At 62.8% G+C, this 15,520-nt stretch carries 29 protein-coding genes; all 29 read left to right on the top strand.

The genetic code is table 11. The features are described from left to right. Positions 1-141, top strand: a 141-nt coding sequence (locus AC5P88_RS20230; protein WP_487247787.1) for an EF-Tu C-terminal domain-related protein, incomplete at its 5' end; no start/stop codon positions are given. 332 nt (positions 142-473) lie between these two features. Next, positions 474-785, top strand: a complete 312-nt coding sequence (rpsJ, locus tag AC5P88_RS20225; RefSeq protein WP_005408208.1) for a 30S ribosomal protein S10 — start codon at positions 474-476, stop codon at positions 783-785. A gap of 11 nt (positions 786-796) precedes the next feature. Then, a complete protein-coding gene (gene rplC / locus AC5P88_RS20220; RefSeq protein WP_004145336.1) occupies positions 797-1,447 on the top strand; it encodes a 50S ribosomal protein L3 in 651 nt (216 codons plus the stop codon). A gap of 12 nt (positions 1,448-1,459) precedes the next feature. Beyond that, positions 1,460-2,065 (top strand): 50S ribosomal protein L4, encoded by a 606-nt coding sequence (gene rplD / locus AC5P88_RS20215; protein WP_049432779.1) that lies wholly within the window; start codon positions 1,460-1,462, stop codon positions 2,063-2,065. Then, entirely contained in the window at positions 2,062-2,361 is a 300-nt protein-coding gene (gene rplW / locus AC5P88_RS20210; RefSeq protein WP_004145338.1) for a 50S ribosomal protein L23, read from the top strand. Before rplD ends, rplW begins: the two co-directional genes overlap by 4 nt. Positions 2,362-2,371: 10 nt before the next feature. Then, positions 2,372-3,199 (top strand): 50S ribosomal protein L2, encoded by an 828-nt coding sequence (rplB, locus tag AC5P88_RS20205; protein WP_004145339.1) that lies wholly within the window; start codon positions 2,372-2,374, stop codon positions 3,197-3,199. 6 nt (positions 3,200-3,205) lie between these two features. Beyond that, the gene (gene rpsS, locus AC5P88_RS20200; protein ID WP_004154485.1) at positions 3,206-3,475 is read left to right on the top strand and encodes a 30S ribosomal protein S19; all 270 of its coding nucleotides are present in this window, start codon (positions 3,206-3,208) and stop codon (positions 3,473-3,475) included. A gap of 12 nt (positions 3,476-3,487) precedes the next feature. After that, positions 3,488-3,823: a 50S ribosomal protein L22 gene (gene rplV, locus AC5P88_RS20195; protein WP_004145348.1), complete on the top strand. Its 336-nt coding sequence runs from the start codon at positions 3,488-3,490 to the stop codon at positions 3,821-3,823. A gap of 18 nt (positions 3,824-3,841) precedes the next feature. Beyond that, positions 3,842-4,576 carry a 30S ribosomal protein S3 gene (gene rpsC, locus AC5P88_RS20190; protein WP_004145350.1) on the top strand — a complete coding sequence of 245 codons (735 nt, stop codon included), beginning with the start codon at positions 3,842-3,844 and terminating at the stop codon, positions 4,574-4,576. A gap of 5 nt (positions 4,577-4,581) precedes the next feature. Continuing rightward, entirely contained in the window at positions 4,582-4,995 is a 414-nt protein-coding gene (rplP, locus tag AC5P88_RS20185; RefSeq protein WP_004154486.1) for a 50S ribosomal protein L16, read from the top strand. Further along, positions 4,995-5,180 carry a 50S ribosomal protein L29 gene (gene rpmC, locus AC5P88_RS20180; RefSeq protein WP_004154487.1) on the top strand — a complete coding sequence of 62 codons (186 nt, stop codon included), beginning with the start codon at positions 4,995-4,997 and terminating at the stop codon, positions 5,178-5,180. Before rplP ends, rpmC begins: the two co-directional genes overlap by 1 nt. Positions 5,181-5,191: 11 nt before the next feature. Next, entirely contained in the window at positions 5,192-5,461 is a 270-nt protein-coding gene (gene rpsQ, locus AC5P88_RS20175) for a 30S ribosomal protein S17 (RefSeq protein WP_004154489.1), read from the top strand. 12 nt (positions 5,462-5,473) lie between these two features. Further along, positions 5,474-5,842 (top strand): 50S ribosomal protein L14, encoded by a 369-nt coding sequence (rplN, locus tag AC5P88_RS20170; protein WP_004145357.1) that lies wholly within the window; start codon positions 5,474-5,476, stop codon positions 5,840-5,842. A 16-nt stretch (positions 5,843-5,858) separates the two neighbouring features. Beyond that, positions 5,859-6,176, top strand: coding sequence for a 50S ribosomal protein L24 (rplX, locus tag AC5P88_RS20165; protein ID WP_004154490.1), 318 nt, complete (start codon positions 5,859-5,861; stop codon positions 6,174-6,176). Between the two features lie 11 nt (positions 6,177-6,187). Beyond that, positions 6,188-6,730, top strand: coding sequence for a 50S ribosomal protein L5 (rplE, locus tag AC5P88_RS20160; protein ID WP_004154491.1), 543 nt, complete (start codon positions 6,188-6,190; stop codon positions 6,728-6,730). Between the two features lie 18 nt (positions 6,731-6,748). After that, positions 6,749-7,054 (top strand): 30S ribosomal protein S14, encoded by a 306-nt coding sequence (rpsN, locus tag AC5P88_RS20155; RefSeq protein ID WP_005408209.1) that lies wholly within the window; start codon positions 6,749-6,751, stop codon positions 7,052-7,054. A 258-nt stretch (positions 7,055-7,312) separates the two neighbouring features. Then, positions 7,313-7,711, top strand: coding sequence for a 30S ribosomal protein S8 (rpsH, locus tag AC5P88_RS20150; RefSeq protein ID WP_005408210.1), 399 nt, complete (start codon positions 7,313-7,315; stop codon positions 7,709-7,711). A gap of 18 nt (positions 7,712-7,729) precedes the next feature. Then, the gene (gene rplF, locus AC5P88_RS20145; RefSeq protein ID WP_014646052.1) at positions 7,730-8,254 is read left to right on the top strand and encodes a 50S ribosomal protein L6; all 525 of its coding nucleotides are present in this window, start codon (positions 7,730-7,732) and stop codon (positions 8,252-8,254) included. 32 nt (positions 8,255-8,286) lie between these two features. Then, positions 8,287-8,640 (top strand): 50S ribosomal protein L18, encoded by a 354-nt coding sequence (gene rplR, locus AC5P88_RS20140; RefSeq protein ID WP_014646053.1) that lies wholly within the window; start codon positions 8,287-8,289, stop codon positions 8,638-8,640. A gap of 161 nt (positions 8,641-8,801) precedes the next feature. Then, positions 8,802-9,344: a 30S ribosomal protein S5 gene (gene rpsE / locus AC5P88_RS20135; protein ID WP_005408213.1), complete on the top strand. Its 543-nt coding sequence runs from the start codon at positions 8,802-8,804 to the stop codon at positions 9,342-9,344. After that, positions 9,337-9,528 carry a 50S ribosomal protein L30 gene (gene rpmD, locus AC5P88_RS20130; protein WP_005408214.1) on the top strand — a complete coding sequence of 64 codons (192 nt, stop codon included), beginning with the start codon at positions 9,337-9,339 and terminating at the stop codon, positions 9,526-9,528. Before rpsE ends, rpmD begins: the two co-directional genes overlap by 8 nt. Before the next feature lie 6 nt (positions 9,529-9,534). Then, on the top strand, positions 9,535-9,978 hold the full coding sequence (gene rplO, locus AC5P88_RS20125) for a 50S ribosomal protein L15 (protein WP_004154498.1): 444 nt from the start codon (positions 9,535-9,537) through the stop codon (positions 9,976-9,978). A 7-nt stretch (positions 9,979-9,985) separates the two neighbouring features. Beyond that, positions 9,986-11,353, top strand: a complete 1,368-nt coding sequence (gene secY / locus AC5P88_RS20120; protein WP_004154499.1) for a preprotein translocase subunit SecY — start codon at positions 9,986-9,988, stop codon at positions 11,351-11,353. Positions 11,354-11,700: 347 nt separating this feature from the next. Next, entirely contained in the window at positions 11,701-12,057 is a 357-nt protein-coding gene (gene rpsM, locus AC5P88_RS20115; RefSeq protein ID WP_004154500.1) for a 30S ribosomal protein S13, read from the top strand. An 11-nt stretch (positions 12,058-12,068) separates the two neighbouring features. Continuing rightward, complete coding sequence (gene rpsK, locus AC5P88_RS20110; RefSeq protein WP_004145443.1) at positions 12,069-12,458, top strand: 30S ribosomal protein S11; 390 nt, start codon at positions 12,069-12,071, stop codon at positions 12,456-12,458. Positions 12,459-12,473: 15 nt separating this feature from the next. Further along, positions 12,474-13,103, top strand: a complete 630-nt coding sequence (gene rpsD / locus AC5P88_RS20105) for a 30S ribosomal protein S4 (RefSeq protein ID WP_004145446.1) — start codon at positions 12,474-12,476, stop codon at positions 13,101-13,103. Between the two features lie 55 nt (positions 13,104-13,158). Continuing rightward, on the top strand, positions 13,159-14,157 hold the full coding sequence (locus tag AC5P88_RS20100) for a DNA-directed RNA polymerase subunit alpha (RefSeq protein ID WP_005408216.1): 999 nt from the start codon (positions 13,159-13,161) through the stop codon (positions 14,155-14,157). Between the two features lie 190 nt (positions 14,158-14,347). Continuing rightward, on the top strand, positions 14,348-14,731 hold the full coding sequence (gene rplQ, locus AC5P88_RS20095) for a 50S ribosomal protein L17 (protein ID WP_005408217.1): 384 nt from the start codon (positions 14,348-14,350) through the stop codon (positions 14,729-14,731). Between the two features lie 231 nt (positions 14,732-14,962). Then, entirely contained in the window at positions 14,963-15,469 is a 507-nt protein-coding gene (locus tag AC5P88_RS20090) for a disulfide bond formation protein B (RefSeq protein ID WP_049432774.1), read from the top strand. Positions 15,470-15,520 lie beyond the last annotated feature (51 nt).

Here is a 15,520-nt window from a genome sequence, read left to right as displayed (position 1 = left end):
GAAATGGTGATGCCGGGTGACAACGTCAAGATGGTCGTCACCCTGATCAACCCGGTGGCAATGGACGAAGGCCTGCGCTTCGCCATCCGCGAAGGCGGCCGTACCGTCGGCGCCGGCGTGGTCTCGAAGATCATCGAGTAATCTGGTAGTATCTGCGCCCCGATGTTGCCTGGGTAGGGCATCGGGGCGTATCAAATGGGAAAGCAGGCATAGGATGTGCCTTGTGTTCCCCGGACCAGGAAGGGTCAATGCCATTCAGGCGGCGTCAACAGGCGACTGTTGACAGCTGCCTTGCGTGCCATTATGCTTCTACGTCTGGGCAGGCCGGGTAACTGGTCTGCCTACGTTTTTGAGGTCTATGGAGTGACCTTGGCGGCCTGCAGGAGTGTGGGCCGTCCGTATTCAGGAATTTCATGGGACAAAGCAACCCAGAGGCTTTGTCTGTCGCTCTTTTAACGAAGGAACCTACCGCCATGGCGGACCAAAAGATCCGGATCCGGCTGAAAGCGTTCGATCATCGTCTGATCGACCGTTCGGCCAGCGAGATCGTTGAAACGGCAAAGCGGACCGGCGCGCAAGTGCGTGGCCCGATCCCGCTGCCGACCAAGATCGAGCGTTACACCGTTCTCGTTTCCCCGCACGTCGACAAGGACGCGCGTGACCAGTACGAGACCCGCACGCACAAGCGCGTGCTCGATATCGTTGACCCGAATGACAAGACCGTGGACGCGCTGATGAAGCTCGAACTGGCTGCCGGCGTCGACGTTCAGATCAAGCTGACCTGAGGACTACGACCATGACGAAGAAGTATTCGTTGGGCTTCGTGGGCCGCAAGGCTGGCATGAGCCGCGTGTTCACTGAAGATGGCCGCTCCATCCCGGTGACCCTGATCGAAGCAACCCCGAACCGCATCGCGCAGATCAAGACCGTCGAAACCGACGGCTACAGCGCCGTGCAGGTGACCGTCGGCGCGCGTCGCGCTGCCCTGGTCAACAAGCCGGAAGCCGGCCACTTCGCCAAGGCGAAGGTGGAAGCGGGTCGTGGCCTGTGGGAATTCCGCGTTGAAGACGCGCAGCTCGGCGATTTCGCCGTTGGCGGCGAAGTCAAGGCGGACATCTTCGAAGTCGGCCAGATCGTCGACGTCCAGGGTGTCACCAAGGGTAAGGGCTTCCAGGGCACCATCAAGCGCCACAACTTCCGTATGGGCGATGCAACCCACGGTAACTCGCTGTCGCATCGCGCGCCGGGTTCGCTGGGCCAGCGCCAGACCCCGGGTCGCGTTTTCCCGGGCAAGAAGATGTCGGGCCACATGGGCGCGGTGCAGCAGAGCACCCAGAACCTGGAAGTGGTCAAGGTCGACGTCGAGCGCGGTCTGATCGCGGTTCGCGGCGCCGTTCCGGGCGCGGCGGGTGGCGATGTGATCGTCCGTCCGGCGAGCAAGGCATAAGGAGAGATGACGATGGAACTCGTTATCACGGGTAGCAACAACAAGGTCTCGGTCTCCGAAGCCGTGTTCGGTCGCGATTTCAGCGAAGATCTGGTCCACCAGGTCGTCGTTGCTTACCGCAACGCCGGTCGCGCCGGCACCAAGGCACAGAAGACTCGCTCTGAAGTGGCTGGTACCACCAAGAAGTCGAAGAAGCAGAAGGGCGGCGGCGCGCGTCATGGCGCACTGACGGCTCCGATCTTCGTCGGCGGCGGTGTCACCTTCGCGGCCAAGCCGCGCAGCTTCGAGCAGAAGGTCAATCGCAAGCAGTACCGTGCCGCCATGTGCGCGATCCTGTCCGAGCTGAACCGTCAGGGCCGTCTGACCATCGTGGAGTCCTTCGACGTCGAAGTGACCAACACGAAGGGTCTGATCGCCAAGCTGGCCGGCCTGGAAGTGGGCAAGCGCCCGCTGATCGTCACCGAAGAAGCGTCCGAGCACCTGTACCTGTCCGCCCGCAATCTGCCGTACGTGCAGGTGCGTGACGTCCAGGGTCTGGATCCGGTCTCGCTGGTGGGTGCCGACACGGTCGTCATCACCGCTGACGCGGTCAAGAAGGTCGAGGAGTGGCTGGCATGAACAGCAACGAAAAAATCTTCAGCGTGCTGCGTGCCCCGCGTGTCTCCGAAAAGACCGCGCGCCTGCAGGAACTCTCCAACCAGTATGTCTTCGAAGTTTCGAACGAAGCCACCAAGGCCGATGTAAAGGCCGCGGTTGAGCAGCTGTTCGACGTCAAGGTCGAAGCCGTCAACGTGGTCAACGTCAAGGGCAAGAACAAGTCCTTCCGTAACCGTGCTGGCCGCCGCGGCGATTGGCGCAAGGCGTACGTTCGCCTGGCCGATGGCCAGTCGATCGATGTAACGGCCAAGGCCTGAGGTACATCCCATGCCATTGATGAAATTCAAGCCCACTTCCCCCGGCCGCCGTTCGGCCGTGCGCGTGGTCACTCCCGACCTGCACAAGGGTGCTCCGCACGCCGCGCTGGTCGAGTCGCAGAGCCGCTCGGGTGGTCGTAACCACCATGGCCGCATCACCGTGCGTCACGTCGGTGGTGGTGCCAAGCAGCACTACCGCATCATCGACTTCAAGCGCAACAAGCTGGGCATCCCGGCGCGCGTGGAACGCATCGAATACGATCCGAACCGCACCGCCCACATCGCTCTGCTGTGCTACGTCGACGGTGAGCGTCGCTACATCATCGCCCCGAAGGGCCTGAAGGCTGGTGATCAGGTGATCGCTGGTTCGGATGCCCCGATCAAGGCTGGCAACACCCTGCCGCTGCGCAACATCCCGGTCGGCACCACCATCCACTGCATCGAACTGAAGCCGGGCAAGGGCGCTCAGATCGCTCGCGCCGCTGGTGCGGCCGTGCAGCTGGTGGCTCGCGAAGGCATCTACGCCACCCTGCGCCTGCGCTCGGGTGAAATGCGCAAGGTTCCGGTCGAGTGCTGCGCCACCATCGGCGAAGTCGGCAACGACGAGCACAGCCTGGAAAAGCTGGGCAAGGCCGGTGCCAAGCGTTGGCGCGGCGTCCGCCCGACCGTTCGTGGTGCTGCCATGAACCCGGTTGACCACCCGCACGGTGGTGGTGAGGCCAAGGCCGGCCAGGGTAACCCGCATCCGGTCACCCCGTGGGGTGTCCCGACCAAGGGTTACAAGACGCGCCATAACAAGCGCACTCAGCAGTTCATCGTCCGCGATCGTAGGGGCTAATCGACCATGGCACGTTCACTCAAGAAGGGCCCGTTCGTCGATCACCACCTCGTCAAGAAGGTGGAGGCCGCTGCGGGCAGCAAGAAGCCGATCAAGACCTGGTCGCGCCGTTCGATGATCCTGCCTGACATGGTAGGCGTCACCATTGCCGTGCATAACGGCAAGAACCACATCCCGGTTCTCGTCAACGAGAACATGGTCGGCCACAAGCTCGGCGAATTTGCCATCACCCGGACCTTCAAGGGTCACGGTGGTGACAAGAAGTCGGGCAAGTAAGGAGAGATGACAATGGAAGCGAAAGCCATCCTGCGCACTGCGCGCATCTCCCCGCAGAAGGCTCGTCTGGTCGCTGACCAGGTGCGCGGTCTGCCGGCCGAGCGTGCGGTCAACCTGCTGAAGTTCTCGGACAAGAAGGCTGCCCACCTGATCAAGAAGGTGGTGGAGTCGGCTATTGCAAATGCCGAGAACAACCAGGGCGCCGACGTCGACGAGCTGAAGGTTCAGACCATCATGGTTGATGAAGGTCCGACCCTGAAGCGTTTCATGGCGCGGGCGAAAGGCCGCGGTACCCGCATCCTCAAGCGCACCAGCCACATCACTGTGGTTGTGGGCGCCGCCAAGTAAGCGGATAAGGAAAAGACCATGGGTCATAAAGTTCATCCGATTGGTATCCGCCTCGGCATTTCCAAGGACTGGAACTCCAAGTGGTACGCCAACAAGGCCGAGTTCGCTGGTTACCTGGCAGCCGACCTGAAAGTGCGCGAAATGCTGCGCAAGAAGCTGGCTCAGGCCGGCATCAGCAAGATCCTGATCGAGCGTCCGGCCAAGACCGCTCGCGTGACGATCCACACCGCCCGTCCGGGCGTGGTGATCGGCAAGCGCGGTGAGGACATCGAGAAGCTGCGCAAGGAAGTGAGCGAGATGATGGGCGTCCCGGCGCACATCAACGTCACCGAAGTGCGCAAGCCGGAACTGGACGCGCAGCTCGTTGCCGAGTCGATCGCCCAGCAGCTGGAGCGTCGCATCATGTTCCGCCGTGCAATGAAGCGCTCGGTCGGCAATGCGATGCGCCTGGGTGCCCTGGGCATCAAGGTCAACGTCGGTGGCCGCCTCAACGGTGCAGAAATCGCCCGTTCGGAGTGGTACCGCGAAGGCCGCGTGCCGCTGCACACCCTGCGTGCCGACATCGACTATGGCTTCGCTGAAGCCAAGACGACCTACGGCATCATCGGCATCAAGGTCTGGATCTACAAGGGCGAGGTCTTCGATTTCTCCCAGGTTGGCCAGGAAAAGCAGGACGACACCCCGTCGCGCAACGATCGTCACGATCGCGGCGACCGCGGTGACCGTCAGCGCCCGGCCCGTGAAGCGAGGTAACGACAATGTTGCAACCCAAGCGAACCAAGTACCGCAAGGTACACAAGGGCCGTAACGATGGCCTGAGCTGGAGCGCCAACGCTGTCAGCTTCGGCGAGTACGGCCTGAAGGCAACCGCACACGGTCAGCTGACCGCGCGTCAGATCGAAGCGGCCCGCCGCTCGATCAGCCGCTACGTCAAGCGCGGCGGCAAGATGTGGATCCGCGTGTTCCCCGACAAGCCCATCACCAAGAAGCCCATCGAAGTCCGAATGGGTTCTGGTAAGGGCAACGTGGAATACTGGGTGGCCCAGATCCAGCCCGGCCGCATGATCTATGAAATCGAGGGTGTTTCCGAGGAAGTGGCTCGCGAGGCGTTCCGCCTGGCCGCCGCCAAGCTCTCGGTCACCACCACTTTCGTGACCCGTACGGTGCGCTGATGGATATCAAAACTCTCCGTGAAAAGTCGGCTGACGAACTCAAGGCCCACCTGATCGACCTGCGTAAGGAACAGTTCTCTGTCCGTATGCAGCAGGTCACCGGCCAGCTGCCGAAGACCCACGACATTCGCCGGGTCCGTCGCGAGATTGCTCGCGTCAAGACCCTGCTCGGCAGCACGAAGTAAGGATGGCCGCTATGAGCGACAATACTGAAAAGAAGACGCTGCGCACGGTCGAAGGCCGTGTCGTCAGCAACAAGATGGACAAGACGGTTACCGTCCTGGTTGAGCGTCAGGTCAAGCACGCGCTGTACGGCAAGTACATCAAGCGCTCGACCAAGCTGCACGCCCACGATGCCGACAACGCCTGCAAGGAAGGCGATGTCGTCCGCGTGACCGAGATTGCTCCGATGTCCAAGACCAAGAACTGGCGCGTGGTGGAAGTCATCACGCGTGCGGCTGAATAAGGAGTCTGAATCATGATCCAGATGCAGAGCTACCTTGACGTCGCGGACAATTCGGGTGCCAAGCAGGTGATGTGCTTCAAGGTGCTGGGTGGTTCCAAGCGCCGTTACGCCGGCATCGGCGACATCATCAAGGTCACCGTGAAGGATGCGATTCCGCGCGGCAAGGTCAAGAAGGGTGAAGTGTATGACGCCGTCGTGGTGCGTACCCGCAAGGGTGTGCGTCGCGCCGACGGCTCGCTGATCCGCTTCGACGGCAACGCTGCCGTTCTGCTGAACAGCAAGCAGGAGCCGATCGGTACCCGTATCTTCGGGCCGGTGACCCGTGAACTTCGTTCGGAGAAGTTCATGAAGATCGTCTCGCTCGCTCCCGAAGTGCTGTGAGCGACAGGAGATAATCATGGCTAACCGTATCAAGAAGGGCGACCAGGTTGTCGTCAACGCTGGCAAGGACAAGGGCAAGCAGGGCGAAGTCGTCCGCGTCGACGGCGACCGTGTGGTCGTCGCCAACGTGAACATCGTCAAGCGCCACACCAAGCCGAACCCGCAGGCAGGTGTTGCCGGCGGCGTGGTCGAGCGCGAAGCTTCGATCCATATCTCCAACGTGAATGTTCTGAACCCGGCTTCGGGCAAGGGCGAACGCGTTGGCTTCAAGGTGCTGGAGGATGGACGCAAACTGCGTGTGTTCCGCTCCAGCGGTGAGGCGCTCGACGCCTGAGGAATGAGAAGATGAGTTCCCGTCTCGAAAAGTTCTACAAGGACGAAGTGGTGCCGGCGCTGATGAAGCAGTTCGGCTACACCAATCCGATGGAAGTGCCGAAGCTGGTCAAGGTCACCCTGAACATGGGTGTCGGCGAAGCGGCCACCAACAAGAAGATCCTGGAAAACGCCGTCGGCGACATGACCAAGATTTCCGGCCAGAAGCCGGTTGTCACCAAGTCGCGTGTGTCGGTTGCGTCGTTCAAGATCCGCGATGGTTGGCCGATCGGCTGCAAGACCACGCTGCGTCGCCACAAGATGTACGAGTTCCTGGATCGCCTGATCAACATCTCGCTGCCGCGCGTGCGCGACTTCCGTGGTGTTTCCGGTCGTTCCTTCGACGGCCGCGGCAACTTCAACATGGGTGTGAAGGAGCAGATCATCTTCCCGGAAATCGACTTCGACGCCGTCGACGCGATCCGCGGTATGGATATCGCCATCACCACCACTGCGAAGACCGACGCGGAAGCGAAGGCGCTGCTGGCAGCGTTCAAGTTCCCGTTCCGTAACTGATCTGTCGAGGAAACCGAAATGGCAAAGACCTCCATGGTCAACCGCGACATCAAGCGGGAAAAGCTGGCAAAGAAGTACGCTGAAAAGCGTGCGGCTCTGAAGAAGATCGTGTCCTCCGTGGACGCGACCTACGAAGAGAAGATCGACGCCGCAACCAAGCTGGCCAAGCTGCCGCGCGATTCGTCGCCGAGCCGCCAGCGCAACCGTTGCGAGCTGTCGGGTCGTCCGCGTGGCGTCTACAGCAAGTTCGGCCTCGGCCGTAACAAGCTGCGTGAAGCCACCATGCGTGGCGACGTCCCGGGTCTGCGCAAGGCCAGCTGGTAATCCCAGCCGGCCCTGCGATCAGGAGCCCCTTCGGGGGTTCCTGAACCGGGCAGGGGAGGCATTCAGCTTTCCCGACGCAAAAAAACCGAAGAGCCCGGCGCAAGCCGGGCTCTTTTGGCGTATACTCCCGCGTCTTGCCCTGCGCAAACGGGGTCGTAGGAGTGGGCTTCCGGCCCGCTGCATCAAGGGACCTGGCCCGTTTCCAGGAGACAACAGATTTTCGCGAAAGCGGATATCGGTGCACTCAAAGGTACTCATATGAGCATGACTGATCCCATCGCCGACCTGCTGGTCCGCATCAAGAATGCGGCCGCGGTAGGCAAGCAGACGGTGAAGGCCCCGTCGTCCAAGATCAAGGTTGCGATCGCCCAGGTCCTGAAGGACGAGGGTTACATCACCGACCTGCGCGTGACCCAGCTGGAAAACAACAAGTCCGAGCTGGAAATCGTGCTGAAGTATTTCGAAGGCAAGCCGGTCATCGCGACCCTGAAGCGCTTCTCGCGTTCGGGCCTGCGCCAGTACCGCGGCAAGAGCGAGCTGCCGAAGGTCATGAACGGCCTGGGTATCTCCATCATTTCCACCTCCAAGGGCATCATGACTGATGCGCAGGCGCGCCAGCTGGGCGTCGGCGGCGAAGTCCTGTGCTTCGTGGCCTAAGGCGAAAGGAGTAGAACTATGTCCCGCGTAGCCAAGAAGCCGATTACCCTGGGTAAGGTTGAACTGAACGTCCAGTCGGACAGCGTCACCGCCAAGGGCCCGAAGGGCACCCTGTCGCTGGCCAAGCCGGCCGGTATTGCCATCAACGTCGACAACGGCGTTGCCACCCTGAGCACCGAGAACGCCGAGCTGGTCGCACTGACCGGTACCGTGCGTGCGATCCTGTCCAACATGGTCAAGGGCGTGTCCGAAGGCTTCGAGCGCAAGCTGGAGCTGGTCGGCGTGGGTTACCGCGCTGCCATGCAGGGCAAGGACCTGAGCCTGTCCCTGGGCTTCTCGCACCCGGTCGTGTTCGTGGCGCCGGAAGGCATCACCATCACCACCCCGACCCAGACCGAGATCCTGGTCCAGGGCGCTGACAAGCAGGTCGTCGGTGAAGTTGCCGCCAAGATCCGTGCGTTCCGCAAGCCGGAGCCGTACAAGGGCAAGGGCGTGAAGTACTCCGACGAAGTCATCATCCGTAAGGAAGCCAAGAAGGCCTAATTAGGCGCTTCCGCTTTCAAAGGAAAAACATCATGAACAAGAACATCGCCCGCCTGCGTCGCGCCAAGTCGACCCGCGCCCACATCCGTGAGCTCGGCGTCGCCCGCCTGTCGGTGCTGCGCACCGGCCAGCACCTGTACGCCCAGGTCTTCACCGCCGACGGTTCCAAGGTGCTGGCTGCCGCCAACACCACCCAGACCGACGTCAAGGAAGGCCTGAAGAACGGCAAGAACGCCGATGCCGCCGCCAAGGTCGGCCGTATCGTCGCTGAGCGCGCCAAGGCCGCCGGCGTCGAGAAGGTTGCCTTCGATCGTTCGGGCTACCGCTACCACGGCCGCATCAAGGCCCTGGCAGAAGCCGCCCGCGAAGCCGGCCTGCAGTTCTAAAGGATAAGGGCAGGGGACCGGTGGTCTCCTGCCCGCCTGCTCGCCCGCCTGAGTGAGGCGGGACGGCGCCACTCTTCTGCAGTGGTTCACCGGAACAACGCGACATTCCACAACCATAAGCGGCCTCGAGCCGTACATACCCAAACAACCAAGGAATCAACATGGCAGAAGAGCGTCAGCAGCGGGGTCGCGATCGCGACCGTAACCGCGAAGAGAAGATCGACGACGGCATGATCGAAAAGCTGGTCGCGGTCAACCGCGTCAGCAAGACCGTCAAGGGTGGCCGCCAGTTCACCTTCACCGCCCTGACCGTTGTCGGCGACGGCGAAGGCAAGGTCGGTTTCGGTTATGGCAAGGCCCGCGAAGTGCCGGTCGCCATCCAGAAGTCGATGGAACAGGCCCGCAAGAACCTGGTCAGCGTTGACCTGAACAACGGTACCCTGTGGCACACCATCAAGGATGGTCACGGCGCAGCCCGCGTGTTCATGCAGCCGGCTTCGGAAGGTACCGGTGTGATCGCCGGCGGTGCCATGCGCGCCGTGCTGGAAGCCGTTGGCGTGAAGAACGTGCTGGCCAAGGCCACCGGTTCGCGCAACCCGATCAACCTGGTGCGTGCCACCGTGAAGGGCCTGTCTGCTGCGCAGTCGCCGGCCCGCATCGCGGCCAAGCGCGGCAAGAAGGTGGAGGAACTCAACCATGGCTAATGAGTCCAACAAGACTGTCAAGGTCCGCCTGGTGCGTGGCCTGCGTGGCACCCAGTCGCGTCACCGCCTGTCGGTGCGTGCCCTGGGCCTGAACAAGCTCAACGATGTGCGTGAACTGAAGGACAGCCCGCAGGTGCGCGGCCTGATCAACAAGGTTCAGTACCTCGTCCAGGTTGAGGAGTAATCGACCATGACTCTGCGTCTCAATGAACTGAGCCCGGCACCGGGCGCCCGCACCGAGCGTACCCGCGTCGGTCGCGGTATCGGCTCGGGCCTGGGCAAGACTGCCGGCCGCGGCCACAAGGGTTCGTTCGCCCGCAAGGGTGGCGGCAAGATCAAGGCTGGCTTCGAAGGCGGCCAGACCCCCATGCAGCGTCGTCTGCCGAAGATCGGCTTCCGTTCGCCGATCGCCAAGGACACCGCTGAAGTGCTGCTGTACGCGCTGGACAAGCTGCCGGCCGGTGAGATCGACTTCGCCGCTCTGCGTGCTGCCAAGCTGGTCCCGAGCACCGCAAAGAAGGCCAAGGTCGTCGTCAAGGGCGAAGTGACCAAGGCGTTCACCCTGAAGGGTATTGCTGCCACGGCCGGTGCCAAGGCTGCGATCGAAGCTGCCGGCGGCAGCGTAACGGAGTAAGAAAATCATGGCGCAAGCTGGCATCGGTAACCTCGCGGGCGGAATGGGCAAGTTCACTGAACTTCGCCAACGTTTGCTGTTCGTCGTCGGGGCTTTGATCGTCTATCGCATCGGCTGCTACGTGCCGGTGCCGGGCGTCAATCCCGATGCCATGCTTGCCATGATGCAACAGCAGGGCGGCGGCATCGTGGACATGTTCAACATGTTCTCGGGCGGCGCCCTGCACCGTTTCAGCATCTTCGCGCTGAACGTGATGCCGTACATCTCGGCATCGATCGTGATGCAGCTGGCCGTGCACATCTTCCCCGCCCTGAAGGCGATGCAGAAGGAAGGTGAGTCCGGCCGCCGCAAGATCACCCAGTATTCGCGCATCGGCGCCGTGCTGCTGGCAGTGGTGCAGGGCGGCTCGATCGCGCTGGCCCTGCAGGGCCAGGTCTCGCCGTCGGGCGCTCCGGTCGTGTACGCACCGGGCATGGGCTTCGTGCTCACCGCCGTGGTCGCACTGACTGCCGGCACCATGTTCCTGATGTGGGTCGGTGAGCAGGTCACCGAGCGCGGCATCGGCAACGGCGTGTCGCTGATCATCTTCGCCGGTATCGTCGCCGGCCTGCCGGGTGCGGTCATCCACACCTTCGACGCCTACCGCGACGGCAACATCCAGTTCATCCAGCTGCTGCTGATCGCCATTGTCGTGCTCGCCTTCACCTTCTTCGTGGTGTTCGTCGAGCGTGGCCAGCGCCGGATCACGGTCAATTACGCGCGCCGCCAGGGCGGTCGCAATGCGTACATGAACCAGACCTCGTTCCTGCCGCTGAAGCTCAACATGGCCGGCGTCATCCCGGCGATCTTCGCCTCGAGCCTGCTGGCCTTCCCGGCCACCCTGGCCATGTGGTCCGGCCAGGCCGCCAACCAGAGCAGCTTCGGCCAGATCCTGCAGAAGGTCGCCAACGCCCTGGGCCCGGGCGAGCCGCTGCACATGATCGTGTTCGCTGCGCTGATCACCGGTTTCGCGTTCTTCTATACCGCGCTGGTGTTCAACTCGCAGGAAACCGCCGACAACCTGAAGAAGTCCGGTGCGCTGATTCCGGGCATCCGTCCGGGCAAGGCCACCGCCGACTACATCGACGGTGTGCTGACCCGCCTGACCGCAGCGGGTTCGGCCTACCTGGTGATTGTCTGCCTGCTGCCGGAACTGATGCGCACGCAGCTGAACGCCTCGTTCTACTTCGGCGGTACTTCGCTGCTGATCGTGGTGGTGGTGGTGATGGACTTCATCGCCCAGGTGCAGGCGCACCTGATGTCCCACCAGTACGAGAGCCTGCTGAAGAAGGCCAACCTGAAGGGCGGCAACCGCGGCGGTTTTGCCCGCGGCTGATTGGCCTGTTATACTTTCGTCTTCCTGACGTGATGGTCCCTCCGCTTCGCGGACTCCGGCCACACAAACGAAGGGCGGCCCCCGCAGCGGTTCCGGGTGGGGGTGTGATGAGGTGGTCCCGCGCTGGAGTAGCGCGGGCGGCCCCGGGGGAAACCCCAGGTCCAACCCCATCCGGCGCCGGAGCCTGGGCACACTCCCCAGGCCGGGTTCATGAAACCAATGGTTTCACGGGCTTCCATGTAAACCGGAACCTTGTTAGTATCGCTAGTTCACTTTTTTGATCCATCCTGCCGGATTGGCGTGCCCGAGGCGCGCTGTCGGCCATCACTCAGCTGGAGAACCGCGTCATGGCGCGTATTGCAGGCGTCAACCTGCCAGCCCAGAAGCACGTCTGGGTCGGGTTGCAAAGCATTTACGGCATCGGCCGTACCCGTTCGAAGAAGGTCTGCGAAGTCGCAGGCGTTGCTTCGACCACCAAGATCCGCGATCTGTCGGAGCCGGAAATCGAGCGCCTGCGCGCCGAAGTCGGCAAGTACATCGTGGAAGGCGATCTGCGCCGTGAAATCGGCATCGCGATCAAGCGCCTGATGGACCTGGGCTGCTACCGCGGCCTGCGTCACCGTCGTGGCCTCCCGCTGCGTGGCCAGCGCACCCGTACCAACGCCCGCACCCGCAAGGGTCCGCGCAAGGCGATCAAGAAGTAAGGGACTGAGAAATGGCTAAGCCCGCTGCTAAGACCAAGAAGAAGATCAAGCGCGTCGTCACCGACGGCGTTGCCCACGTCCACGCTTCGTTCAACAACACCATCGTCACCATCACCGACCGCCAGGGCAATGCTCTGTCGTGGGCGACCTCCGGTGGCGCTGGCTTCCGCGGTTCGCGCAAGTCGACCCCGTTCGCTGCCCAGGTGGCTGCTGAAAAGGCCGGTCGTGCTGCGCTGGACTACGGCGTGAAGTCGCTGGAAGTCCGCATCAAGGGCCCGGGTCCGGGCCGTGAGTCGGCCGTGCGTTCGTTGAACAACGTCGGCTACAAGATCACCAACATCATCGACGTGACGCCTATCCCGCACAACGGGTGCCGTCCGCCGAAGAAGCGTCGCGTCTAAAGGGAGCGATAAGAAATGGCTCGTTATATCGGTCCTACCTGTAAGCTCGCCCGTCGCGAAGGCGCCGACCTGTCCCTGAAGAGCCCGGCGCGTGCGCTGGACTCGAAGTGCAAGCTGGAGCAGAAGCCCGGCCAGCACGGCGCCACTGCCCGCAAGGGCAAGCTGTCCGACTACGCCACCCAGCTGCGTGAAAAGCAGAAGGTCAAGCGTATCTACGGCCTGCTGGAGCGTCAGTTCCGCAACTACTACAAGAAGGCCTCGACCAAGAAGGGCAACACCGGCGAGAACCTGCTGCAGCTGCTGGAAACCCGCCTGGACAACGTCGTCTACCGCATGGGCTTCGCCGTGACCCGTCCGGCTGCCCGTCAGCTGGTGTCGCACCGCGGCGTCACCGTGAATGGCAAGTCGGTCAACCTGGCTTCGTACCAGGTCAAGGCTGGCGACGCCATCGCTCTGTCTGAAAAGGCTGCCAAGCAGCTGCGCGTCCAGGAAGCCCTGACCGTCGCCGCCCAGCATGACCTGAGCCCGTCGTGGGTTGAAGTGGATTCCGGCAAGTTCACCGGCATCTTCAAGGCTGTTCCGGATCGTTCGGATCTGCCTGCGGACATCAACGAAGCGCTGATCGTCGAGCTGTATTCGAAGTAATTCACATTGGAGAGCCCCCGGCGACGGCCGGGGGTTCACTAGGAGAACCCGCAACATGACGGTTACCGCCAACCAGGTTCTGCGTCCTCGCGGTCCGCAGATCGAACGCCTTACCGACACCCGTGCAAAGGTCGTTATCGAACCTTTGGAGCGGGGTTACGGGCATACGCTGGGTAATGCCCTGCGTCGCGTGCTGCTGTCGTCCATCCCGGGCTTCGCCATCACGGAAGTCGAAATCGACGGCGTGTTGCATGAGTACACCACGGTCGAAGGTCTGCAGGAGGACGTGCTCGAAGTCCTGCTGAACCTCAAGGACGTGGCCATCCGTATGCACTCCGGCGACAGCGCCACCCTGTCCCTGTCCAAGCAGGGCCCGGGCGTTGTCACCGCTGCCGATATCAAGGTCGACCACAATGTGGAGATCCTGAACGGCGACCATGTGATCTGCCACCTGACCAAGGACACGGCAATCAACATGCGTCTGAAGATCGAACGTGGTTTCGGCTACCAGCCGGCTGCCGCGCGTCGTCGTCCGGACGAAGAAACCCGTGCCATCGGCCGCCTGGTCCTGGATGCCTCGTTCTCGCCGGTCCGCCGCGTCGCCTATGCCGTGGAAGCGGCCCGCGTCGAACAGCGTACCGACCTGGACAAGCTGGTCATCGATATCGAGACCAACGGCACCATCGATGCCGAGGAAGCCGTGCGCACCGCCGCCGACATCCTCAGCGACCAGCTGTCGGTGTTCGGTGACTTCACCCACCGCGACCGCGGTGCGGCGAAGCCGGCCAACAACGGCGTGGATCCGGTGCTGCTGCGCCCGATCGACGATCTGGAGCTGACCGTGCGTTCGGCCAACTGCCTGAAGGCTGAAAGCATCTACTACATCGGCGATCTGATCCAGAAGACCGAAGTGGAGCTGCTGAAGACCCCGAACCTGGGCAAGAAGTCGCTCACCGAGATCAAGGAAGTGCTGGCTCAGCGCGGCCTGTCGCTCGGCATGAAGCTGGAGAACTGGCCGCCGGCCGGCGTCGCCAGCCACGGCATGCTGGGCTGATATCGGTAATGCCTGAGGGCTCCACCGTTCGCGGTGGAGCCTTCAACGCAATACAACATGCCACGACGAACCGAAGGTTCGCGGGCAGGTCGTCCAGGATGGATGGCCAGGACCAACCGCAGTCCGCGCAGCAACGCCAGGATGGCGACAACGATCCACACAGCCTCATCATTAACCAAGGAATATCACCATGCGTCACCAGAAGTCTGGCCGTAAGTTCAGCCGTACCAGCGCCCACCGCGAAGCGATGTTCAAGAACATGGCCGCCTCGCTGTTCAAGCACGAGCTGATCAAGACCACCCTGCCGAAGGCCAAGGAACTGCGCCGCGTTGCCGAGCCGCTGATCACCCTGGCCAAGGTCGACTCCGTCGCCAACCGCCGTCTGGCCTTCGCCCGTCTGCGCGACAACGAAGCCGTGGGCAACCTGTTCACCATCCTGGGCCCGCGCTACGCGAACCGTCCGGGCGGCTACCTGCGCCTGCTGAAGTGCGGCTTCCGCGCCGGCGACAACGCGCCGATGGCCTACGTCGAACTGGTCGACCGTCCGGTCGTGGCCGAGGAAGTGGCCGAGTAATCGGACCGCTCCAACGCGACACAGCGAAAGCCCGGCCTCCGCCGGGCTTTTGCGTTCTGGTAGCGCCGGGCCATGCCCGGCGTTTCCGTATCCGCTACGCTCGCCGGGCATGGCCCGGCGCTACCTGCGGCACAATGCGACCCACACCGTTCCGACAGGCGTGGCGTGTGGCGGTTCAGACGGCGCGCACTCTCGGTTACGCTTGGCGCCTGATCCATTCGAGCGTTGACGATGAATCCACTGCGCTGGCCCTTCCGCGCCCAGTTCTTCCTGGGCTTCCTGATCTGCGCGGGCCTGCTTGGCTACGCCATCTTCCTGCAGCTGAAGATGGGCCTGGAGCCGTGTCCGTTGTGCATCTTCCAGCGCCTGGCGTTCGCCGCGCTGGGCCTGCTGTTCCTGATCGGTGCACTGCATGGTCCGTCCAACCGCCCCGGCCGGGCGACCTATGGCGTGCTGGCCTTCATTGCCGCGGCAGTAGGTGTCGGCATCGCCGCGCGCCACGTCTACGTGCAGATGCTGCCGCCGGAAATGGGTTCCACCTGTGGCCCGCCGCTGGCCTTCCTGAGCGAGACCATGGGGCCGCTGGAAGTGTTCCGCACGGTGCTGACCGGTACCGGCAACTGCGGCAACATCGACTGGACGTTCCTGGGCCTGACCATGCCGATGTGGTCGGGCGTGTGGTTCGTGCTGCTGGCGCTGTGGGCGCTGGTGGTGTCGCTGCGCAAGGTCAGGCGCTGAAGGCAGGGCGGGGTCGGATCGCTTTGCATCGCAAAGGGATCTGACCCCTGT

Source organism: Stenotrophomonas sp. YJH_SMC_8, assembly GCF_059371315.1.
This window is presented reverse-complemented; position numbering and strand designations above follow the sequence as displayed.